This window comes from Nocardia sp. NPDC051570 (assembly GCF_044454005.1).
In the GTDB taxonomy this organism is placed as follows: domain Bacteria; phylum Actinomycetota; class Actinomycetes; order Mycobacteriales; family Mycobacteriaceae; genus Nocardia.
The window spans coordinates 273114-294833 of the sequence record NZ_JBITDI010000005.1; the positions used below are offsets into that span (position 1 = coordinate 273114).

Below are 21720 nucleotides of genomic sequence, written 5' to 3' on the forward strand. Positions count from 1 at the left end.
GTGTCACCCGCCCACAGCCGGAGGCGTTCGGTCGATAGTCCTCAGCGACCCGGCTGGGGTGTGGGCGTATCGCTCGGGGCCGGTGCCTGATTGGCCTGGGCGCCGGCGCCGGGAGCGGGGGCGGGCTGACCGTCGCCCGGGGTGGCCGGACCGGCCGGGCCCATACTCTTGGTCACCGGCGAGTCGAACTTGGCGACCAGCCACTTATCGCCCTTCTTCTGCATATGGGCGACGCCCGGCAGGGTGATCTTATCGGGTTGCGGCACAGCGGCATTGGTCTGTTCCTGGGTGATCATCACGACCACATTCGCCTCGCTGTCGTTGCCGGACTCCCAGGCGCAGTGGATCTCGTCGATCTTGGAGCGGGCCTGCACGCTGACCATCGCCTGTTTGAGGGCATCGGTCGCACCGCCGAAGAACTGCGCCCACTCGCCGGTCGACAGGTCGTTGACCTGCTTGAAGTAGGTGTCGAGATTCTTCGCGTCGTAACTGCCCACGGCCTTGCCGAAATCGCAGGCCGCCCGGGTGGCCGAATCACGGGCATCCAGCTCCTTACCGCGATCGTCGGACTGTGTCCAGAACACGAAGATCGCGGTGACCGCGGCCACCAGCAGCACACCCGCGGAGAAGGCCGCCGCGATGGGCAGCCATGAGCCCCGCCGTTTCTCGGCGGGCGGTGTGGCTTCGGGCGGCGTGGCCTCGGGCTGCGTGGCATCGACCTTGGCAGTCACGTCCGCGGCGGTGCTGTCTTGCGGGCGATCGGCTTTCGCGGTCGCCTCGGTCCCGGTATTCGGTTGTTCCTTGGCAGCGTCGTCATCGGACATGAATCGATCTGTCACCTTCCCGGCGCGCCGCGTGGCACACCGCGTAGCCGGATCGACCCGGAAGGTCCGGGCCGGACGGGTTCACTCGGCGAGTATGCACGAACTCACCGCACCGGGGGCAGGGTCCGTTCGTTCGGATCGACCCCTGCCGGCATCTGGGCGCCGTTATTGGGCACATCGGGCCGCGGCGCATTGGCCGAGCCACGGATCTGTTGATCCGGCGGCGGATTCGTGCAGTAGTTCCACCGCGGCAGCGTGCCGTCCTGAACCACGTACGGCGGATTGTGTTTGGAGGCGTAATCACAGAACGGCCGGGGCCAGATGTCGGTGATGGTATAGAACTCACCGTCGTGCGCGGGCACACCCGCCGCCGAACTGCCCACCACCAGCGCCGGGAACAGCGCGCGCAGTGCGGGTATACGCAACTGCGCGGCCCTGGTCATGGCCACGAAGTTGGTGGCCAGGCTGCTGATCGGGTCGGCGGTCTTGTCCAGTACGGCGCCCAGCTGCCGCAGCTGGCCCGGCGCCTGATCGAGCACCTGGTTCAATTCGTCGTTCGCATTGTTGAACTGCGTCAGCAACAGTCCCGAATTGCGAGTCAGCGTGCCGAGATCCGGCTGCGCGTTGGAGGTGGTCGCGGCGATGGTGCGCAGATTGGCCAGCAGATTGGCGGTCTGCGGCAGCAGATTGTCCAGGCCCGCGGTCACCAGGCTCAGCGCGTCGATCATGTGGCGCAACTGATCCGGGCCGCCGCTCAGCGCGGTATCCAGATTGGTGAGAATGATATTGAACCGATCCGGATCGATCTGGGTGAAGAACGCGCTCGCATTGTCCAGCACCGACCACACCGGGGTCGGCGTATGGACCTTCTGCGGATCGAAGGTGACGACCGCGCCGTTGGCCAGATACGGACCGCCGTCGACGTCGGGACGGAAGTCGATGTACTGCTCACCCGCGCCGGACAGCGCCTGCACGGCGATCTCGGTGGCCGCGGGAATCCGGTAGCGACTGTCGATCTGGGCCTCGGCCGCGATCGAGGCGCCGCGACCGACCAGCTTGATCGAATTGACCTTGCCGATGCGATAACCCCGCAGCGTCACATCGTTACCCGGCTGCAGACCGCCGGAACGATCGAGATTCACCGTGACGGTATAGGTCTCGCGCAGCGGATTGACCCGCATCACGCTCACCGCGAGATAGGTCGCGCCGACGACGAACGCGAGCACCAGGCCCAGGTTCGACACCAGCATTTTGTGCCGCGTCAGCCAGCTCACCGGTGGCCTCCCGTCACTCGGTTGTACACGATCTGCAGCACCTGGATCAGGCTGCCGTTCAAGTCCTGCACATCGCGCAGATCGAAGAACTTGCTGTTGCCCGGATCGCTGATCAGGCCGCTGGTGAGCTGGGTCAGCGTCACCGCGACGGCGAGCGTATTGCCCTTCGTCGTGGCGTCCAGACCGGGTCGGATATCGTGCATCGCATCCAGCAGCGGGCCGAGATCGTTCTGCGTCCGCGACAGCGCGTCCATCAGCTTGTGCACGTTGTCGAGCAGGCCGACCAGCTGCGATCCGGTGCTGTCGGAGTAGTCGCCGAGCGCGGCGCTGGTGGTGGAGACCTTGGTCAGCAGATCGCCGATCCGCTGATTGTTCTCGGCGATGGCGCCGATCATGCCCGGCAGCGTGTCGGCGACCTCGCCGAGCTCCTTGTGCCGAGCCTCGATGGTGTCGGCGAGCGCGCTGAATCCGGTGAGCGTGCTGTCGATTCGATCGCTGTTGGCGTGCAGCGTCCCGGTGACGCTGGTCATCTGCTTGATCAGATCGGCCAGCTGATCGGGCCGGCCGCCGACCACCGAATCGAGTTCGGAGGTGAGCTTGCCCAGCGCCGCGACGCCGCCGCCGTTGAACAGCATCGAGATCGACAACAGCAGCTCCTCGACCGTCGCGCCGGCCGAGGTCTTGTCGATGCCGATGGTGTCACCGGTCTTCAGCAGGCGCGCACCGGGTTCGGACTTGGGCTTGGACACCGCCACGAACACATCGCCGAGCGGAGTCGCCTGGCGCAGTTCGGCGGTCGCGTCGGTGGGCAGCTCGATATCCTTGCGGATGGTCAGATCGACGACGGCCTGGAAGTTCTTGGTCTCGATATGGCTGACCACGCCGACATCCGAGCCGCCGATCTTGACCTTGGCCTGATCGGGCAGATTGAGCGCATTGGCGAAGACCGCGTGCACGGTATAGGTATCACCGCTCACGCCCGGTTTGGGTAGCGGGAGGCTCTCCACGGTCAGCCCGCATCCCGACGCCGCCAGCACCCCGATCGAGGCCGCCAACGCCACGGCCGTGCGGCGGGCACGGGCCGAGAATCGCGCTCCGGCAAGTAATCCCGTCATTTGGTCAGTCCCAACAGCGCTGCGGTCAACCCGAGGTCGGGCCCGAAATCCTCGACCTTGCCGGTCCGGCAGCCATCCGATCTCATTTGAATCCGTTCACAGAACAGGCTCACGATCTCACCGGAGAAGGTGGCGCCCAGCAGCGCGTGCAGCCGAATGTAGCCACTCTGCCGGTTGACCGAGCGGTCCAGGTTCTGCAGGAGCAGCGGGGCGACGTCCACGACCTCGGTGACGTTGGCGGCATTGCGGCGCAGCTGATCGGTCACCGCGGTCAGACCGGTCAGGCTGGAGGCCAACTGATCCTGATACTGGCTGAACCCGCCGCTGGTATTGGCCAGGAAGCCGTTGATCTGATCCAGCGTGGCCTGCAGGCCGGGGGCCTGGTCGGCGAGCAGCTGGGTCAGCTGGGTGGTGCGATTGCTGAAATCGCGCACGGACTGGTCGTTATCGGCCAGCATGGTCGTCAGCTCGTTGAGCTTGACGATGATCGTCGCCACCGCGTCCTTGTTGTCGACGCCGACCTTCAGCGCGCCGGACAGCGCGTTGAGGGTGTCGCGGATCTTCTCGCCCTGGCCGTTGACCATATCGAAGAGCAGGGTGCCCGACAGCGGTCCGACGTTGTTACCCGGCGCGGGCTTCAGCGCGGCGGCGAACTGATCGATGGTCTTGATCATCGTGTCCAGCTCGACCGGTGTGCGGGTCTGCTCGACGGTGAGATGCGCGTTGTCCGCCAGCGCCGGGCCGCCGGTGTAGGCCGGACTGAGCTCGATATGCCGATCGGTGACGATCGAGGGCGAAATCAGCGCCGCCACCACGTCTTTCGGGATCTTCACATCGCCCTTGACGGTCATATGGACCTCGGCGAACTGCCCCTGGGGCACGATCTTGTCCACCTTGCCGACCTCGAGGCCGAGCACGGTGATCGGATTGCCCTCGAACATGCCCGCGATATTGCGGAAGTCGGCGGTGATGTGGGTGGTGTCGCCCACCGCGTCCTGTACCGAGGTCGGCAGCACCGAACAGCCGCCCGCCGCCACCGTGGCCAGGCCGACCACGAACACCTTTGCGGCGGTCTTGATCTCGCGCACGGTCGGTCTCATCCCTGGCACCCCTCGTTCACTCGGGCGAAGCACAACCAGTTGTCCGGGAACAGCCAGGGCAGGGAGACCTCGCCGTAGGGGCCGTTACCGAAGGAGCTGTTCAGATAGCGCATCGACACCGGCATGACCGACAGCAACCGATCCAGATTGTCCTTGTTCTTCTGCAGACCCGCGGCAATGGTGTTGAGCTGCTCGACGGTCGGACCGAACTGATTGTTGTTCTCCGCGCCGATCTGCTGCAGCTGCTTGGTCAGCGCGGCAACGTTATCGAGCAACTGACGCAACAGGGTCTGCCGCTCCATCACCCGATTCGCGATGGCCTCGCCCTGGGTGATCACCAGCAATACGCTGTTGCGATTGTCGCCGAGGATCTTGGTGACCCGATCCAGATCCTTCAGCAGCGAATCGACCTGCTGCTTACGATCGTTGATCGTCTTGGCCAGCGCGCCGACGCTGTCGAGGGCCTGGGCGGTCAGCTGCGGCGACCCGTCGATCTGATCACCGAGCACCTTCAGCGATTCGGTCAGCTTCCGGGTATCGAGCGCCTCGAACTTCGGCGTGCCGATCTGCACCACATCGGCCAGGTTGTAGGGAACCGCGGTATTGCTCTTGGGGATCCGCTGACCCTTCAGGCCCGAGCCGTCGCCCGGATCCAGATCGACATAACGGGCACCGAGCAGGGTCGCCATCTTGATCGACGCCCGCGCGTCGGCGCCCAGCTTCACATCGTTGTTGATCTGCAAGGTGATCAGCACGTGATCACCCTCGAGCTTCGCACCCGATACGGTACCCACCGGCACGCCCGCGACATCGACCTTGTCACCGACCCGGATCCCGGCCGTCTGCGCGAATTCGGCCTTGATGTCCTCGGTCCCGACGCCGAGCTTCTTATAGGTGCTCGACGCGATCAGCAGGATCACGATCAGCACCACACCGATGATGCCCAACCAGAAATAGCGATTCGCGCCGAAGCGCTCCTTGAATGTCGTCATGGCCGGCACACCGCCGAGAAGGATTTACCGCCGATCTGATTGACCAGACCACGCGGCAGCAGGATGCCGTACAGCGAGACATCCAACGTGCAGACATAGGCGTTGGCGTAGGCGCCGTCGGTATTGAACTTGCCCAGATCGGACATGATGTTGGGCAGGTCGATGGCGGCCCGGTCGAGTTTGTCGCCGTTGGCGATCAGCAGGGTCAGCGCATCGTGGGTGGAATCCTGTGCGGCCCGGAGTTTGGGCCGCACCTGGCTGATCATATCCACCAGCGATGTTGTCGCGGTGGCGATCTGGACCGTCGAGGACTGCAGCGACTTGCCCTGTTCGTACAGGCCGCCGATCAGCGCCCGGGTCTGGGTCACCAGCGTCTCCAATTGGTCACCTCGTTTCGCCAGCCCCTGCATCACCGCCGAGAGGTTGGTGATCACATCGGACAGGATCGCGTCGCGGCGCTGGAAGTCCCCGGCCACCGCCGCGGCCTGGGTGATGAAGGCGCTCAACGAGACTCCGTCGCCCTGCAGCGCCTGGATGAAGGTATTGGACAGGTTGTTGACCTGTTCGGGCTGCAACACCTGGAACAGCGGCTGGAATCCGTTGAGCAGACCCGAGATATCGAAAGAGGGTTCGGTCCGATCCAGCGGGATCGAGCCGTTGTCGCGCAGCGGCATATTGTCGCCCTTACCGCCCGGCGCGAGCGCCACATAGCGCTGACCGATCAGATTCTGGTAGCGGACAAGGGCTTTGGTGGTGCCGTAGAGGGTCTGATTGCGCTGCACCACGAAGGTGACCTTGGCGACGCTCTTCTTGGTATCGGGGGCGCGCTGGTTCTCGATCTTCTCGACCTTGCCCACCCGCACACCGGCCATGCGCACATCGTCGCCCGCGCGCAGGCCGAGCACATCGGTGAAGACCGCGCTGTAGGTATTGGTGGCGCCGGCGACCGTGCGCGCCAGGGTATTCCACACCACGACGGTCACCAGGATCGAAACCAGCGCGAAGATGCCGAATCCGATCAGCGGTTTGCGAATACTCATCGGCCTGCACCGCCTTCGGAGACTTGCAAGGTTCCACCCCTCAGGATCGAGCTCAACAGCAGGTATTCGGCAGTGGTGGGCTGGCGGCCGAGCAACGCCGTGATGGCGGCGTCACCGGAGTAGGCGATCGGCTTGGCGGCGGTCTGCCCCGGCGTGCCGTCGACCGGTGCGGGCGGCGGGGCGGCCGGTGCGGGCGCGCCCGGGACGGCCAGTCCGAGCATCGGGAACAGACCCTCGAGTGGAGTTCCCGCAAAGGGATTGGCCGGCTTGGACGGATCCACCGGTGCGGCGGTGCGGGCGTCCGGGGCGGTGAAGCCCGGAATCGGCGGCAGGCCCGGCATCGGGATCGCCGGGGGCAGCCCCTGGGCCGAATCCAGCGCGTGCGGCCTCAGCGAATCCGGCAGCGGCGGCAGCGTCGCCACCAGCGGCGCGGTGGCGCAGCTCGGGGCGGCCAGATCGCCGTAGCGCGGGCAATCCGAGCGGTCGTAGGGCTTGAACGGCGTGAGGGTCAGGCCGAGGTTCCAGACCATCTGCTTCTGCGGACCCCAGTGGAAGGTCGTATTCAGCGCGCGCAGCGATCGATTCAGACTGGCGATCGCCTGCGGGATCGAGTCCGGATTATCCGAGAGCGCGCCGAACATATCGCTGGTCCCACTGGTGAGCTGCTTGCCCACATCGGGATTGCGGGCGAACAGCGCGTTGACCTTGTCGACGGTGTCGGAGGTGCCGGTGAGCAGCCCGACCAGCTCGCCGCGTTTATCGGAGATGGTCTGCGCGGTCTTCACCGAATCGGCGAGCACCTGCATCAGATCCGGCGCCGAGGCATTGAGCGCGTGGAAGGAGGCCGAGAAGTTGTCCAGGGTCTGATCCACATTCGGCACCGCGGCGCGCACCTGGGTCAGCCAGTTGTTCAGCCGTTCCACCGTGGACCCCGGGACGCGCCCGCTGCCGTCGAGCGCGTAGGACAGCGTGCTCAGTACCCGGCCCAGCTGCACCGGGTCGATCTTGTTCAGGATGCCGCGGACCGAGGTGAGCGTGTCCTGCAGCGCGATGGTGCCCTCGCTGCGGTCCTCGGGAATCCGCGAACCCGCGTGCAGGGCCGCCGAATCCGGTCCGTTGTAGACCAATTCGACGGAGGTGACGGCGAACAGGTTGCTGGGCACCACGCGGGCGGTGACATTGGCCGGGATATCGCCGACGTAATCCGGCTTCATCTCGATATGCACCTCCTGCAATTCACCCTTGGCGGCCACCGCTACATCCTTGACCGTGCCGACCAGCACGCCGCGGAACTTCACATCCGCGTTCTCGGGCAGGCCGTCGCCGGTGGTGGTCATATTCGCGGTGACATCCGTCTTCGGATGCAGGATGACGCCCTTGTAGCGGGCCATGAGGAAGGTCAGCAGGAGTGCGAGCACCACCAGCCCACAGGTTCCGGCGATGAGCAACTGCCGCATCGTCGGTCCGCGGCCACTCGGATCGATGATCATGTCCGCGCCCCCTACCCCGAGATCCTGATGCCGGGATTGATACCCCATACCGCCAGGGTCAGGGCCAGGTCGGCGAAGACGACCGCGATGATGCACACCTTGATCGCCCGGCCCGCCGCCATACCCACTCCCTCCGGGCCGCCGGAGGCGAAGAACCCGTAGTAGCACTGGATGAATGTCGTGACCGCCACGAACACCACCACTTTCAGCAGCGACCACAGCACATCGTGCGGGATCAGGAACTGATAGAAGTAGTGCTGGAAGGTGCCGGTCGCGGTGCCGCCGATCAGTTGCACGGTCACCGAGCAGGCGATGTAGGCCAACGGCAGCGCCAGGCAGTACAGCGGCACGATGGCGATCATCGCCGCGATCATCCGGGTGCTCACCAGATAGGGCAGCGGCCGGATGGCCTGTGCCTCCAGCGCATCGATCTCCTCGGAGATGCGCATGGCGCCCAGCTGCGCGGTGAACCGGCAGCCCGCCTGTGCCGCGAAGGCCACCGTGGCCAGCAACGGACCCAGCTCGCGGGTGGTCGCGAAGGCCGATACCGCACCGGTGATCGGTCCCAGGCCGAGGATGTTCAGCGAGTTGTAGCCCTGGATTCCGACGGTGATACCGGCGAACGAGCTGAGGATCAGCACGATGCCGATGGTTCCGCCACCGACGATCAGATTGCCGTTGCCCCAGGTGACATCCGACAGCAGGCGCCACACTTCCTTCGGATAGTGCTTGAACGCCAACGGTATCGAGCCGATCGACCGCAGGAAGAAGAACACCTGATGGCCGATCCGCGCGAGCCAGTCGCGGGGTGCGGACGCCGACGCGCGTAACCGCCGGAGGGGCCGCAGTAGCGGCGGAACATAGGTTGATGACACCGGCTCAGACCACCTGGGGAGGGAACAGGGTGTTGTAAAGCTGCGTGATTATCAGGTTCACGCCGAACAACATCACCGCGGACAGCACCACGGCGGTGTTCACCGAGTTGGCCACACCACCCGGGCCGCCGCGCGTATTCAGTCCGGAATCGCACGCGATGATCGCCGCGAGCAGTCCGTATATCAGCGACTTCACCAGGGCGACGAACAGATCCGTCGTCACCGCGAAGGAGGAGAAGGTGCCCACATAGGAGCCGGGGGTGCCGTTCTGGGCGAATACGTTGAAAACGTAGCCGGTCAGGAAGCCGACGAAAACCACGAAGCCGCAGAGCAATACCGATACCAGCATCGCGGCGCCGAGCCGGGGGGTGACCAGTCGCCGCAGCGGATCGACGCCCATGACCTTCATGGCGTCGATCTCCTCGCGGATGGTGCGCGAGCCCAGATCGGCGCAGATGGCCGAGCCGACCGCACCCGAGATCATCAGCGCGGTGACCAGCGGGGCGCCCTGCTGGATGATGCCCAGGCCGTTGGCCGCGCCGATGAACGACGTCGCGCCGACCTGTTCGGTGACCGACCCGACCTGAATGGAGACGATGACGCCGATCGGGATGGCCACCAGCAGCGTGGGCGCGGCCGCGACGCTCGCCATGAACGAGCACTGCCGCACGAATTCACCGAAGGGGAAGCGACCGCGGAAGATCGCGACGAACAGCTCGGCCACGGCGGCGATGCCCATGGTGATCTGGCGACCGAAGGTCTCCAGCGACCGTTTGGGATGGTCCTGCCAGTAAGCCGTTGTCCAGTCGACCGCACCACTCATTCGGGATCTCACGGGTGGACTGTTGGTGACCTGCACTGGCTAACCCCTCTCGACGCCGGTTGCCCGCCCCGACGACTGTTTGCTTGACGCACCTTACTACGGAGTTAGGAAAAGCACACCACAAAGTGTGGTTCCGGTCATAGACCCAGATCACGTTCCGCCATCTGCTGTGATCCACGACATCGGGTTGGTAAGTACCACAACGAACACGGCCAAAATCTAGAACTAGTTCCATCAATGAGAACGAATGTCCGACTATCGGGTCGCGCCGGGAGAATTTCTCGGATCGGATTTATATAAATTGAGCGACACGTGCGGAATGTCCGTTCGAGCCTATCCAGTCCGATGCCGATCTAGGGGTTGCGACACCGGCTTCGAATATGCGACGCGCCGGTCACCGCGACGAATCGGACACGTCGGCGACCCGGCCGTAACGTCTTGATCATCGGCATCGATCCAGCAAACACTGCGCTGGTGGAGGACGCGTCCGCGTTCGAATCCTGACAGGATGTAGTAACTACATGACTTGATATCGTGCGACTTCCGACGGTCTGGAGGGACATGTTCACACAACTCGCCAAGGCGGCTCGCGCCGCCTGTGCCGTCGCCCTCGGCGCGGCGCTGCTGGGGACGGGTGCGGGAGTCGCGCACGCCGATCCCGCCCCGCCCGTGCTCGGTGGCGGCTCGGGGATCATCGTCAACAACGAATTCGAATGCACGGTGACCACGGTGGGTCGCGACGGCGCCGGTCGGCTGGTCGGCCTTACGGCCGGGCACTGCGGCGACGCCGGGGCGCAGGTGGTGGCCGAGCAGGCCCGTGGCGCGGGCGTGATCGGTCACTTCGTCTATTCCAATCACGATCTCGACTACGCGGTCATCCAGTTCGACGAGGGCCGCATCATCCCGGTCAACCGGGTCGGCAATGTGACCATCACCGGCCTGGGCGCGCCCGCATCGTTCCCCGCGATCGTCTGCAAGGAGGGCCGGACCACCGGCAACACCTGCGGCATCGCCTGGGGTGATGTCTTCCAGACCCAGGAGACCTGGACTCAGATGTGCGTCGTCGAGGGCGACTCCGGCGCGCCGGTGGTGGTCGGCACGACGCTGGTCGGCATGGTCAACGCCTATCTGGCCGTCGCCTGCTTCGGTCCGGAGGTCGGCACCAACATGACCGCCATCATGGGCGATATGAACGCGCGCGGCGACGTGGGTGCGGGGTTCCGCCCGATCTAGTCCCGGCCAAAAGCACGCCGGGATCCTAGGGAAGATAAAGCACGCCAGGACCTAGGGAAGACAAAGCACGCCAGGACCCACGGAAGACAAAGCACGCCCGGACCAAGGGAAGATCTTGCACCGGGACCCAGGGAAGATCTTGCGGGGCGGTGATTCGCATGCGAATCACCGCCCTGTGGTCTGTTCGGGGTGCTGCGGCTGGACCGCCGGGCCGGTCATGCCGCAGTGCGGCAGGCGGTCCACGGTCGGCTCGGTCGAGGCCGGGGCCCGTCGGTCCCGGCGTGGGGTTCCGAGCAGCGCACCCGCCAGCAGCGCACCGGTCACCAGGAGGCCCGCGCAGATCTCCATGGCGATCGTGAAGCCGTGATCGATGGTCGCGGCGTCCTGGATCGACCCGGAGATGCCCGCCAGACCCGGCAGGGCCGCCACCGCCAGCAGCTGGGCCGTGCGGGCGACGGCATTGTTCACCCCGGAGGCGATTCCGGATTCGCCCGTGGGCACCGCGCCGAGGACCGCGCCGGTCAGGGGTGCGACCAGCGTGGCGAGCCCGAATCCGAAGATGGCCACGCCGGGCAGCACATCGAGCAGATATCCCGATACGCCATGCGAATCCGGGCCGATCCGCAACAGCAGCAGTGTCGCCGTGGCGGCCAGTAGGGGACCGACGGTCATCGGCAGCCGCGCGCCGTGCTGCTGCGCCCAGCGACCCGCCGGAGCGGAGAGCAACAACATGATCACCGTGATGGGCAGCGTGGCCACTCCGGAGGCCAGTGGCGAATATCCCGCGACCTGTTGCAGCTGCAGGACCAGCAGGAAGAACACCCCGCCGAGCGCCGCGTAGACGGCGAAGGTCACGAGGTTGGCGGCGGTGAACATGCGCGGACGCGCATGCGCCGCATCGACTCTCGTACCGTCGCGGCGCCGGCCGGTGAACAGCGCGGGCGGCACCAGCGGATGGTCGCTGCGCAGCTCGATCACCACGAAGGCCGCCAACAGCACCACACCGGCCACCGCGGGCAGCACCATCGATTCGATCAGGCCGAAGGTGAGCGCGCCCAGGCCCAGCGCGACCACCACCGCGCCCGGCACGTCCAACCGTTGGGCCGCATGGGGATCGCGGCTCTCCGGCACATGCCGCACACTCACCGCGACCACGACGGCCGCCAGCGGCAGATTGATCAGGAAGATGGACCGCCAGCCCGCGACCTCGATCAGCCATCCGCCCAGGAACGGCCCGATCGCGCCCGCGATACCGCCGAATCCGGACCACACCCCGATGGCCGCACCCTGATCGCGCTCATCGATCGAGGCCGAGATCAGCGCGAGGCTGCCCGGCGTGAGCAGCGCACCGGCCAGGCCCTGCACGATCCGGGCCGCGACCAACATCTCGATATTCACCGCCGCGCCGCACAGCGCCGAGGCGATCGCGAACCCGATTGTGCCCCAGACGAATACCCGTCTGCGGCCGAGCCGATCGCCGAGCGATCCGCCGAGCAGGATGAACGACGCCAGGGTCAGGGTGTACCCCGACAGGGTCCACTGCAGCCCGGCCATGCCGGTGTGCAGCGACTCGCCGATGCGAGGCAGGGCGATGTTGACGACCGTCGCGTCGAGCATGGCGACCGACGAACCCAATACGGTGGCCAGCACGATCCACCGCCCGGTGGCCGAACGCAGCCGCGGCAACTCCTGGGTGCTCACGGTCTCACGCTACGACCAGTGCGGGCGGTTCGGGCGGATTCGACGCGGCCGCGCGCGGATTCGACGTTCCAGCAACCGATCTGGGTATGGTGAGCGAGGGCGGGCGGAAGGAGTCGATCATGAAGGTGATCAGCGCGATTCTCTGTTCGGCCGCTGCGGTTGGCGCTTACCTCGGAGCAGCTGGCAATGCATCAGCAACCGGCGCGCATTGCGCTTCCGATACCGGGCGCGACATCGTCATCGTCACCGGTCGCACCGCCTGCCGGGCCGTCGCGACCGGATCCGGCCACGCTCGCGCTCTGAGCCTGGACGGAATCGGCTATGCCAGCGCGAACTCGGGCACGATCGCCGTGGCATTGGGCGCGGCCGGGGGCACCGGTGCCAGCGAGGGTGCGGCCGGACTGCCCGTGGCGATCGGCCTCGGGCCGGATGCCCTGGCACACACCGCGCTGGATCAGACGGGCCGGGCAGGGGTCGCCATCGCACTCAACGGCTCTCGGGCGCAGGTGGTTTCGGCCGATCGTGCGGTCGTCTGCCTGGGGGCTGCGGCCTTCGCCTGGGATTCGCGCACCGGCCGCCTATGCCTGGCGACCCCGGTCGGACTCTGGCGCGGTTCGTCGATCGCGTTACCCTGAGCGTCGGACGCAAGGAGGTGGGAACATGGTTGCGGCAACGCCCTTTCCCGAGTCACAGCGGTCCGGATCCGCATCGCCCGCCGAACCGCGGATGACGATCGATCCGCGCTTCGTGCCGTTGGTGCACCGGTTCTTCCGCATGTTCGATCGGCCGTCGCGCGGCGGCGGCGCGCTCGCGGTCTATCTGCACGGACAGCCCGTGGTCGATGTATGGGCCGGCTGGGCCGCACCCGATCGACGCTGGCGATCGGATACCGTCGCGCTGAGCTTCTCGACCGGTAAGGGTGTGGCCTCGACCGTGCTGCACCGGCTGGCCGAGCGCGGTCTCATCGACTACGACGCACCCGTGGCGACGTACTGGCCCGAATTCGCCGCGCACGACAAGGGCGAGATCACCGTGCGCGATGTGCTGGCGCATCGGGCCGGACTGCATCGGGTGCGCGGGCTGGCCGAGACGCCCGCGGGCCTGCTCGACTACGACGCGATGGTGCGGGCGCTGGCCGATGCCGAACCGGATCCGCGCCGCCTGCTGTCCTCCGGATATCACGCGGTCACCTTCGGCTGGCTGGTCGCCGAGATCGTGGCGCGGGTGACCGGTGCGGACTTCACCGATGTCCTGCGGCGCGAGATCGCCGAACCGCTGGGGGCCGAGGAGTTCTGGTTCCGGGTGCCCGAGGACCAGCGGCATCGCATCGCCCGGACCTTCCCGCGGCTGCGAGTGCCGGTGCTGCGCTGGGACACCGCCGCGGCCGTCTTCGAGCGCAGCCGTCGCCTCGGCGGGATCGCCGAGGCGGGGATGCCGCTGGGTTTCGATGCGCTGGTGGACGATCCACGCGTACACGATTCGGTGATGCCCGGCTTCAACGGCGTCTTCGCGGCCCGGGCACTGGCCCGGATGTACGGCGCGCTCGCCAACGGCGGAGACGTCGACGAGGTGCGATTGCTGCGGCCGGAGACCATCGCACAGATCAGCCGGGTGCAGAGCCACGGTCGCGATTACGTCATCGGCCTGCCGCTGGGGTTCACTCTCGGCTATCACCGGCCGCCCATCGCCTCCCGCCGCCCGATCCGCCGCGGCTTCGGGCATTACGGCGTGGGCGGTTCCGGCGCCTACGCCGATCCGGAACTGGGCATGTCGGTCGCCTTCGTCACCAATCGGCTGGGCAATTCCCTGAACACCATCGGGGACGGCCGATTGGCCCGGTTGGGCGCCATGGCTCGGGCGGCGGTGCTGCGGAGCACGGAGTAGGCATCGAACCATCCGGCCCGCCGACCCGTATTCCTGGAGATGGACGGCGCGGAGCGAATACCGCCGGTACCGCGGGTGGCGGTGGCGCATGCGCTGTGGGCCGGAATCGACTTCGATCGGTATTTCCGATGGCGGCGCGAACGCGAGGGTGATCCGTTCTTCGTCCGATTTCCCGGATTCGGCGCGGCCTTGTTCACCGGAACAGGTTCCGGCGCAATGGAATTGTTTCGCGCGCCCGTCGAGGTATTGGCGCCGCCACTGCCGAATCCCATTGAGCCGCTGGTCGGTTCGGCCTCTTTGATTCTGGCGCGCGGTGTGCGGCATCGGCAAGAACGATCGCTTCTGGCGCCCGCATTCCATCGCGATCGAATTCGCCACTACGGCATGATCATTCGCGATTCCGTTCGGGCGGAGCTGGACGGTTGCGGGCGCGGGGTGGCCTGGCGATCGGGCGCGCGGGTCGATGCGCGCGTCGCGGCCCGGGCGATCACGCTGCGGGTCATCCTGCGTGCGGTCTTCGGCCTCGAGGACGATCGGCGGCGCGCCGAGTACACCGCGACGGTGGTGGCCTTCCTGACCGCCTTCAGCGGGCCGCTCATGCTCGTTCCGGCCTTGCGGCACAGCGTATTCGGGCATGGACCGTGGGATCGGTTCCTGGCCGCCCGCGCCCGCCTCGACGCCCTCGTCGACGCCGATATCGCCGCCCGGCGGGCCGGCGGATCCGCGGGCGCGGACATCCTCGACATGCTGCTCGCGGCGCGCTATGAGGACGGCACCGCGATCACCGACGCCGACCTGCGCGAACAGCTGCGCACGCTGCTCGTCGCCGGGCACGAGACGACCGCGACCAGTCTCGTCTGGGCGCTGTATCGGCTGCACCGCCAGCCGGAGACGCTGCACCGACTGCGGGCCGAACTCGCCGGGGCGGGCGCCGACGCCGAACCCGAGGAGCTGGCCCGGCTGCCGTATCTGGACGCGGTCTGCCAGGAGACGCTGCGGCTGCATCCGCCGGTGCCGATCGTGCTGCGGCGGCTGACCGGGCCGTTCACCCTCGGCGGGGTCGCGCTGGGCGCGGGGGACACCGTGGGCCTGGCCATGCCGCTGCTGCACTCCGATCCCGAGATCTGGGCGGATCCCGGCGAGTTCGCGCCCGAACGCTTCCTCGAACGCCGCTACGGACCGTTCGAATTCGCACCCTACGGCGGCGGGCATCGCCGCTGCGTCGGTGCGCCGCTGGCGGATTACGAGCTGCGCATCGCGCTGGCCACCATACTGAACCGGGTCGAGCTGGCCCTGGCCCCGCGCTATGCCCGCGCCCGAATTCCGCTGTCGGTCCCGCATAACATCGCCACCGGGCCGCATGCCGGAATCACCTTCGATGTCCGGTCCGCCCGAACCGTTAGCGAGTGATTTGCCTCACAATGGGGTTTGGGGAAGCATCGCCGCCGTTTCCATCCGGTCGCATCCACAAGGTCACCGACTCGCCGATGCGAACGGCGCTTTCCCCGGTCGGTGGTGGCAGCGCGTCGCGTACGTGACGTATCGCACACCGATGGGTCGGTCTTCATAACTGCGAGAAGGCAATTGGCCCGGACACGCACGGGATGTAGTAATGGATTCCAGGTCGGGGTCGATATACCGACCGGCGCTCGTATCGCGCGAGACCTTCCCGCACGCCGCTCGCGTGCGAAAGAGGATGGAGAGGACGAACGGCTGTGCGCACCACCACCTGGAAACCCGCTCGGGGCTCGACGAGCCGACCCGCTCGAATCGGTGTCCTATCCCTGGCGGTGACCTCGCTGGCGCTGGCAGCTGCCGCCGCTATCTCGGTCGCTCCCGCCTCGGCCGCCCCGCTGTGGCCCGGCGGCCCGGACCTGCCGGGCGCCCCGGCGGTCGTACAGGCCCCGCAGCCCGATCCGGGCGCGGCGCCGGTGAAGAATCCGCCGCCACTGCCGCAGGCCAACTTCGCCCCGCCGAGCGTCAGCCCGAGCGATGGCGACACGGTCGGCGTGGCGCAGCCGATCATCGTGAACTTCAAGGATCCGGTCACCGATCACGGCGCGGCCGAGAAGGCCATCCGGATCACCTCCAGCAATGCCACCAAGGGCCATTTCTATTGGCGCGGTGACCAGCAGGTGCGCTGGCGGCCCGAGGATCTGTGGCCCGCGAACTCCGATATCACCGTCGAGGCCGGCGGCACGAAGGTCGCCTACAAGATCGGCGACGAGGTCAAGGCGATCGCCGACGACGCCACCCATACCGTCACCATCACCCGCAACGGCGAGGTGATCAAGACGATGCCCACCTCCATGGGCAAGACCAAGCACGAGACGCCCAACGGCATCTACTACGTGGGTGAGAAGAACCGGAAGATGATCATGGACTCCTCCACCTACGGGGTCCCGGTCACCGATCCGGAGGGCTACAAGCTCGAGGTCGAGTACGCCACCCGCCTGTCCAACAGCGGCATCTTCGTCCACTCCGCCCCGTGGTCGGTTCCGCAGCAGGGCTATTCGGATACCAGCCACGGCTGCCTGAACGTCAGCCCCGCCGACGCCCAGTGGTTCTTCGAGAACTCCCAGAAGGGCGATCCGGTCATCGTCCAGAACTCCAAGGGCACCTTCAGCACCAGCGACGGTATGGGCGACTGGAACTAATCCCGGCGAAGAGCATGCCGGGGACAAGTAAGTAGTCAGGCGCATGCCGGGGACAAGTAGTGGGGCACGTGCCGGAGACAAGTAGTCGGGCACATGCCGGAGACAAGTAGTCGGGCACATGCCGGAGACAAGTAGTCGGGCACATGCCGGAGACAAGTAGTCGGGCACATGCCGGGAAGCCCGCTCCGCGATGCGCGGAGCGGGCTTCGTCGTTTCACTGATGAATTGCCTTACGTCGCCCTACTATTCGGCGCATGTCCGGTTTGCCCAAGGATTCCCCCGTCGAATGTGCCGATGCGCACGGACAGTTCAGCAGATGGGCATCAGCGGTTAACCGTTCATTTGCCCGAAACCGTCAAGCTGCCGCGGTGCGATCCCGGCCCGAACGAGTGCTTCCCCAACCCCCGGTTCGTGGTCTGAAGGGCCGCCCCTGGAGCGACTACGCGTTGTTCCTGGTTCTGGTCGTGCCGAATCTGATTCTGTTGGGGCTGTTCGTGTATCGGCCGCTGCTGGACAACATTCGGCTGTCCTTCACCGACTGGAACATCTCCGATCCGGTCGCCAACTACATCGGCATCGCGAACTACACGGAGTGGCTGGGCCGCAGCGATTCCTGGGATATCGTCGCCAATACCCTGATCTTCACGATCGCGGCGGTGGTGGGCAGCATGGCGCTCGGCCTGGCGCTGGCCCTGCTGCTGGATCGGAAGCTGTTCGGCCGCAATGTGGTCCGCTCGGCGATCTTCGCCCCGTTCGTGATCTCCGGCGCCGCCATCGGCGTGGCCTTCCAGTTCATCTTCGATCCCAGCTTCGGCCTGGTGCAGGATCTGCTGCATCGGATCGGCGTGACGAATGTGCCGGACTTCTACCAGAATCCGCACTGGGCGCTGGTCATGGTGACGTTCACCTACATCTGGAAGAACCTCGGCTACACCTTCGTCATCTACCTGGCCGCGCTGCAGGGCACCCGGCAGGAACTGCTGGAGGCCGCGGAGATCGACGGGGCGAGCCGCTGGGCCACCTTCACCCGGGTGTTGCTGCCGCAGCTGCGGCCGACGACGTTCTTCCTGTCGATCACGGTCATGCTGAATTCGCTGCAGGTCTTCGACATCATCAACGTGATGACCCGCGGCGGACCGGTGGGCACCGGCACGACGACCATGGTCTACCAGGTCTACCTGGAGTCCTTCCGCAACTTCCGCGCGGGCTACGGCGCGACGGTCGCCACCATCATGTTCGTGGTGCTGCTGATCGTCACGCTGGTGCAGGTGCGCGTCATGGATCGAGGCGACCGATGACCACCACCGCAGTCACCGCCGGAACCGAAGCGGCGCACCGCTTCGCGGCGTCGTACCGCCGGCGCGAGCGCGCCGCCACGCTGCTCGGCTATGCCGCCATGGTGTGCGTGCTGCTGATCGTCGGGATGCCGCTGTTCTGGATCATCATCACCTCGTTCAAGGACCGCCCGGACATCTACACCCAGCCCGCGGTGTATTGGCCGCACAGCTGGCATCCGGAGAACTATCGCGAGGCGACGACCGCGCTGCCGTTCTGGCAGTTCCTGCGCAATTCGGTGATCATCACCGTGATCATCGCGGCGGTGAAGTTCGTGCTCGGCGTGTTCAGCGCCTACGGTCTGGTGTTCCTGCGCTTCCCGGGTAAGACAATCGTCTTCCTGCTGATCATCGCGGCACTCATGGTGCCCAATCAGATCACCGTCATCTCCAACTACGCGCTCATCGCGCAGCTGGGCTGGCGAAACACCTTCCAGGGCATCATCGTTCCGCTGTGCGGCGTCGCCTTCGGCACCTTTCTGATGCGCAATCACTTCCTGTCGCTGCCGGTCGAGGTGATCGAGGCGGCGCGGATGGACGGCGCGAACTGGTGGCGGCTGCTCACCCGGGTGGTGCTGCCGATGTCCGGCCCGACGATGGTCGCCTTCGCGGTCGTCACGTTGGTCAACGAGTGGAACGAATACCTGTGGCCGTTCCTGATGGCCGACGATTCACGCGTCGCGCCGCTGCCGGTGGGCCTGACCCTGTTGCAGAACACCGAGAATCCCAGCGTCACCAACTGGGGTCCGGTGATGGCGGGCACCCTGCTCACCATGCTGCCGATCCTGATCGTCTTCCTCATCCTGCAGCGTCACATGATCAAAGGCCTCACCTCCGGTGCGGTCAAAGGTTAACCCTCACAAGGAGATTCCTGTGTCCGATGTTCGATTCCCGTCGCTGTCGCGACGCGGGTTTCTCGGTCTGTCCGGCGCGGCCGCGGCCGGTCTCGCGCTGACCGCCTGCGCCGGAACCGGCGGCGGCTCCAAGCAGTCCGGCGATGCGAACACCATCACGTTCTGGTCCAGCCACCCCGGCACCTCCAAGGACCTGGAGAACGAGATCATCAAGCGGTTCCAGACCGCGAATCCGGACCTGAAGGTGAAGCTGGTCGACGCGGGAGCTACCTACGAGGAGGTGTCGCAGAAGTTCAACGCGGCGCTGTCCGGTGGCGAGCTGCCGGATGTGGTTGTGCTGTCGGATGTCTGGTGGTTCAACTACGCGCTGAACGGATCGATCGAGCCGTTGGACGGGCACTTCTCCGCCGCCGGGGTGAATGTCGCCGATTATGTCGACACCTTCGTCAACGACTACAAGTTCAACGGGAAGACCTGGGCGCTGCCGTATTCGCGCTCGACGCCGCTGTTCTACTACAACAAGGACGTCTGGTCGAAGGCCGGACTGCCCGACCGCGGCCCGCAGTCCTGGCAGGAATTCGACGAGTGGGGCCCGAAGATCCAGGGTGTCATCGGCGGCGGCAAGTGGGCGCACGGCTGGGGCGATGCCAAGAACTACCTGGCCTGGACCTTCCAGGGCCCGAACTGGACCTTCGGCGGGGCGTATTCGGATCAGTGGAAGCTGAGGTTCACCGATCCGGGCACCATCGCGGCGGGTAACTATCTGCGCGACTCGATCAACAACAAGAAGTACGCCAGCATCCGCCCGGATATCGCCACCGACTTCGGCACCGGCGTGGTGGCCTCGACCATCGCCTCCACCGGAGATCTCAAGGGCATCAAGGCCAATGCCACCGGCAAGCTGGAATTCGGCACCGCATTCCTGCCGCATCCGGACGGTCCGGGCTGCACCACCGGCGGTGCGGGACTGGCGATTCCGGCGCGCATCTCCGATCAGCGCAAGGTCAACGCGCTGAAGTTCATCGACTTCCTGACGAATACGGCCAATACGGCCTACTTCACCCAGGCCACCGGCTACATCCCGGTGCGTAAGTCGGCCAACCAGGACGCGAGCGAACAGGACTTCCTGGCCAAGAACCCGAACTCCAAGACCGCGTTCGATCAACTGCCGCTGACGAAGTCGCAGGACTACGCCCGCGTCTTCCTGCCCGGCGGCGACAAGATCATCGGCACCGGCCTCGAGCAGATCGGTCTGCAGAACAAGGATGTCAGCTCGGTCTTCGCCGATGTGAGCAGCCAGCTGCAGGCGATCTACGACCGCCAGATCGCCCCCAAGCTGCCCAAGTAGTCCCGGCGACAAGCATGCCGGGACCCGTGAACGTATAAAGGAAGCCACATGGCGACTGTGCAATTCGACGGTGCGACGCACCTGTATCCGGGTGCGCCGACACCCGCCGTCGACAGCCTCGACATCGATATCGCCGACGGGGAGTTCCTCGTCCTCGTTGGCCCGTCGGGCTGTGGCAAGTCGACCAGTCTGCGCATGCTGGCCGGTCTGGAATCCGTTGAGCGGGGCCGCATTCTGATCAACGAACGCGATGTCACGGGCCTGCCGCCGCGGGCCCGTGACGTGGCGATGGTGTTCCAGAGCTATGCCCTGTACCCGAATATGACCGTGGCACAGAATATGGGCTTCGCGCTGCGCAATGCGGGCATGAACCAGGCCGAGACCACCGCGCGGGTGCTCGAGGCCGCGCGCATGCTCGAACTGGAACAGCTGCTCGATCGCAAACCCGCGAAACTGTCCGGCGGACAACGGCAGCGGGTGGCGATGGGTCGCGCGATCGTGCGCCGGCCGCAGGTGTTCTGCATGGACGAGCCGCTGTCGAATCTGGATGCCAAGCTGCGCGTCAGCACCCGCGCCCAGATCGCCGCGCTGCAGAAGCGACTGGGCACCACCACGGTCTACGTCACCCACGACCAGGTGGAGGCGATGACCATGGGCGATCGGGTGGCGGTGCTGCGCGACGGCCGGCTCCAGCAGGTGGCCGCGCCGCGCGAACTGTACGACGATCCGGTCAACACCTTCGTGGCCGGATTCATCGGATCACCCGCGATGAATCTGTTCACCGCGCCCGTGCGCGAGGGCGCGGCCGTGCTGAACGAGCTGCGGATCCCGTTGCCGCGCACCGATTCCGCTCGCGACCGGGTGATCGTCGGCATCCGCCCCGAATCCTGGGACACCACCACCGACGAGAGCAACGCCCTGCCCGCCGAGGTGGAACTGCTCGAGGAACTCGGCTCCGAATCCTTCGTCTACGCCCACGGCGTGACCGACGAATGGTCGAGCCACTCCGGCAAGATCGTCGCCCGGGTCGACCGCCGCTTCCAGGTCGCCCTCGGCGACCGCCTGCTGCTCACGCCGAAGATCGACGAGGTGTATTTCTTCGACGCGAACAGCGAGCTCAGAGTCAATTAGCCCCTTATGTTCCCGGCATGCAGCCTCTTATGCTCCCGGCAGGTA

General features: G+C 66.2%; 19 protein-coding genes. 9 read left to right on the plus strand and 10 right to left on the minus strand.

What is annotated here, in order from left to right:
• Nucleotides 1-41 precede the first annotated feature (41 nt).
• The 9 genes from ACIA76_RS14655 to ACIA76_RS14695 form a co-directional block, all read right to left on the minus strand.
• A complete protein-coding gene (locus tag ACIA76_RS14655) occupies nt 42-824 on the minus strand; it encodes a hypothetical protein (RefSeq protein ID WP_397152284.1) in 783 nt (260 codons plus the stop codon).
• Nucleotides 825-928: 104 nt separating this feature from the next.
• On the minus strand, nt 929-2098 hold the full coding sequence (locus tag ACIA76_RS14660) for an MlaD family protein (protein ID WP_397152285.1): 1170 nt from the start codon (nt 2096-2098) through the stop codon (nt 929-931).
• Nucleotides 2095-3213: an MCE family protein gene (locus tag ACIA76_RS14665; RefSeq protein ID WP_397152286.1), complete on the minus strand. Its 1119-nt coding sequence runs from the start codon at nt 3211-3213 to the stop codon at nt 2095-2097. The genes ACIA76_RS14660 and ACIA76_RS14665 overlap by 4 nt, the downstream gene beginning before the upstream one ends.
• A complete protein-coding gene (locus ACIA76_RS14670; RefSeq protein ID WP_397152287.1) occupies nt 3210-4313 on the minus strand; it encodes an MCE family protein in 1104 nt (367 codons plus the stop codon). The genes ACIA76_RS14665 and ACIA76_RS14670 overlap by 4 nt, the downstream gene beginning before the upstream one ends.
• Complete coding sequence (locus tag ACIA76_RS14675; protein ID WP_397152288.1) at nt 4310-5305, minus strand: MCE family protein; 996 nt, start codon at nt 5303-5305, stop codon at nt 4310-4312. The genes ACIA76_RS14670 and ACIA76_RS14675 overlap by 4 nt, the downstream gene beginning before the upstream one ends.
• The gene (locus ACIA76_RS14680; RefSeq protein ID WP_397152289.1) at nt 5302-6345 is read right to left on the minus strand and encodes an MCE family protein; all 1044 of its coding nucleotides are present in this window, start codon (nt 6343-6345) and stop codon (nt 5302-5304) included. The genes ACIA76_RS14675 and ACIA76_RS14680 overlap by 4 nt, the downstream gene beginning before the upstream one ends.
• Nucleotides 6342-7883, minus strand: coding sequence for an MlaD family protein (locus ACIA76_RS14685; protein ID WP_397152290.1), 1542 nt, complete (start codon nt 7881-7883; stop codon nt 6342-6344). The genes ACIA76_RS14680 and ACIA76_RS14685 overlap by 4 nt, the downstream gene beginning before the upstream one ends.
• Nucleotides 7847-8710, minus strand: a complete 864-nt coding sequence (locus tag ACIA76_RS14690) for an MlaE family ABC transporter permease (RefSeq protein WP_397152291.1) — start codon at nt 8708-8710, stop codon at nt 7847-7849. The genes ACIA76_RS14685 and ACIA76_RS14690 overlap by 37 nt, the downstream gene beginning before the upstream one ends.
• A gap of 4 nt (nt 8711-8714) precedes the next feature.
• Complete coding sequence (locus tag ACIA76_RS14695; protein WP_397152577.1) at nt 8715-9533, minus strand: MlaE family ABC transporter permease; 819 nt, start codon at nt 9531-9533, stop codon at nt 8715-8717.
• A gap of 561 nt (nt 9534-10094) precedes the next feature.
• On the opposite strand from ACIA76_RS14695, the gene ACIA76_RS14700 reads away from it, so the two are divergent.
• Nucleotides 10095-10766, plus strand: coding sequence for a S1 family peptidase (locus tag ACIA76_RS14700; RefSeq protein WP_397152292.1), 672 nt, complete (start codon nt 10095-10097; stop codon nt 10764-10766).
• Between the two features lie 165 nt (nt 10767-10931).
• On the opposite strand, the gene ACIA76_RS14705 is transcribed toward ACIA76_RS14700, so the two are convergent.
• Nucleotides 10932-12467 carry an MFS transporter gene (locus tag ACIA76_RS14705; protein WP_397152293.1) on the minus strand — a complete coding sequence of 512 codons (1536 nt, stop codon included), beginning with the start codon at nt 12465-12467 and terminating at the stop codon, nt 10932-10934.
• 119 nt (nt 12468-12586) lie between these two features.
• Here ACIA76_RS14705 and ACIA76_RS14710 point away from each other — a divergent pair, with 119 nt between their 5' ends.
• From ACIA76_RS14710 to ACIA76_RS14745, 8 genes are all read left to right on the plus strand, one after another.
• Nucleotides 12587-13102, plus strand: coding sequence for a DUF6764 family protein (locus tag ACIA76_RS14710; RefSeq protein WP_397152294.1), 516 nt, complete (start codon nt 12587-12589; stop codon nt 13100-13102).
• Nucleotides 13103-13127: 25 nt separating this feature from the next.
• A complete protein-coding gene (locus ACIA76_RS14715; protein ID WP_397152295.1) occupies nt 13128-14351 on the plus strand; it encodes a serine hydrolase domain-containing protein in 1224 nt (407 codons plus the stop codon).
• A 39-nt stretch (nt 14352-14390) separates the two neighbouring features.
• Nucleotides 14391-15761, plus strand: a complete 1371-nt coding sequence (locus ACIA76_RS14720) for a cytochrome P450 (RefSeq protein ID WP_397152296.1) — start codon at nt 14391-14393, stop codon at nt 15759-15761.
• A 305-nt stretch (nt 15762-16066) separates the two neighbouring features.
• Complete coding sequence (locus tag ACIA76_RS14725; protein WP_397152297.1) at nt 16067-17008, plus strand: L,D-transpeptidase; 942 nt, start codon at nt 16067-16069, stop codon at nt 17006-17008.
• A 368-nt stretch (nt 17009-17376) separates the two neighbouring features.
• Nucleotides 17377-18306, plus strand: a complete 930-nt coding sequence (locus tag ACIA76_RS14730) for a carbohydrate ABC transporter permease (protein ID WP_397152298.1) — start codon at nt 17377-17379, stop codon at nt 18304-18306.
• Nucleotides 18303-19196 (plus strand): carbohydrate ABC transporter permease, encoded by an 894-nt coding sequence (locus tag ACIA76_RS14735; protein ID WP_397152299.1) that lies wholly within the window; start codon nt 18303-18305, stop codon nt 19194-19196. The genes ACIA76_RS14730 and ACIA76_RS14735 overlap by 4 nt, the downstream gene beginning before the upstream one ends.
• Nucleotides 19197-19215: 19 nt before the next feature.
• Nucleotides 19216-20544, plus strand: a complete 1329-nt coding sequence (locus tag ACIA76_RS14740; RefSeq protein ID WP_397152300.1) for an ABC transporter substrate-binding protein — start codon at nt 19216-19218, stop codon at nt 20542-20544.
• A 48-nt stretch (nt 20545-20592) separates the two neighbouring features.
• Nucleotides 20593-21675: an ABC transporter ATP-binding protein gene (locus ACIA76_RS14745; protein WP_397152301.1), complete on the plus strand. Its 1083-nt coding sequence runs from the start codon at nt 20593-20595 to the stop codon at nt 21673-21675.
• Nucleotides 21676-21720 lie beyond the last annotated feature (45 nt).

Excerpts from the sequence above, each read along its gene's own strand:
- ACIA76_RS14735 (WP_397152299.1), top strand. The coding sequence starts at position 18,303 with ATGACCACCACCGCAGTCACCGCCGGAACCGAAGCGGCGCACCGCTTC.
- ACIA76_RS14700 (WP_397152292.1), top strand. The coding sequence starts at position 10,095 with ATGTTCACACAACTCGCCAAGGCGGCTCGCGCCGCCTGTGCCGTCGCC.
- ACIA76_RS14680 (WP_397152289.1), bottom strand. The coding sequence starts at position 6,345 with ATGAGTATTCGCAAACCGCTGATCGGATTCGGCATCTTCGCGCTGGTT.
- ACIA76_RS14695 (WP_397152577.1), bottom strand. The coding sequence starts at position 9,533 with ATGAGTGGTGCGGTCGACTGGACAACGGCTTACTGGCAGGACCATCCC.
- ACIA76_RS14670 (WP_397152287.1), bottom strand. The coding sequence starts at position 4,313 with ATGAGACCGACCGTGCGCGAGATCAAGACCGCCGCAAAGGTGTTCGTG.
- ACIA76_RS14745 (WP_397152301.1), top strand. The coding sequence starts at position 20,593 with ATGGCGACTGTGCAATTCGACGGTGCGACGCACCTGTATCCGGGTGCG.
- ACIA76_RS14720 (WP_397152296.1), top strand. The coding sequence starts at position 14,391 with ATGGACGGCGCGGAGCGAATACCGCCGGTACCGCGGGTGGCGGTGGCG.
- ACIA76_RS14675 (WP_397152288.1), bottom strand. The coding sequence starts at position 5,305 with ATGACGACATTCAAGGAGCGCTTCGGCGCGAATCGCTATTTCTGGTTG.
- ACIA76_RS14655 (WP_397152284.1), bottom strand. The coding sequence starts at position 824 with ATGTCCGATGACGACGCTGCCAAGGAACAACCGAATACCGGGACCGAG.
- ACIA76_RS14710 (WP_397152294.1), top strand. The coding sequence starts at position 12,587 with ATGAAGGTGATCAGCGCGATTCTCTGTTCGGCCGCTGCGGTTGGCGCT.
- ACIA76_RS14685 (WP_397152290.1), bottom strand. The coding sequence starts at position 7,883 with ATGGGGTATCAATCCCGGCATCAGGATCTCGGGGTAGGGGGCGCGGAC.
- ACIA76_RS14715 (WP_397152295.1), top strand. The coding sequence starts at position 13,128 with ATGGTTGCGGCAACGCCCTTTCCCGAGTCACAGCGGTCCGGATCCGCA.
- ACIA76_RS14665 (WP_397152286.1), bottom strand. The coding sequence starts at position 3,213 with ATGACGGGATTACTTGCCGGAGCGCGATTCTCGGCCCGTGCCCGCCGC.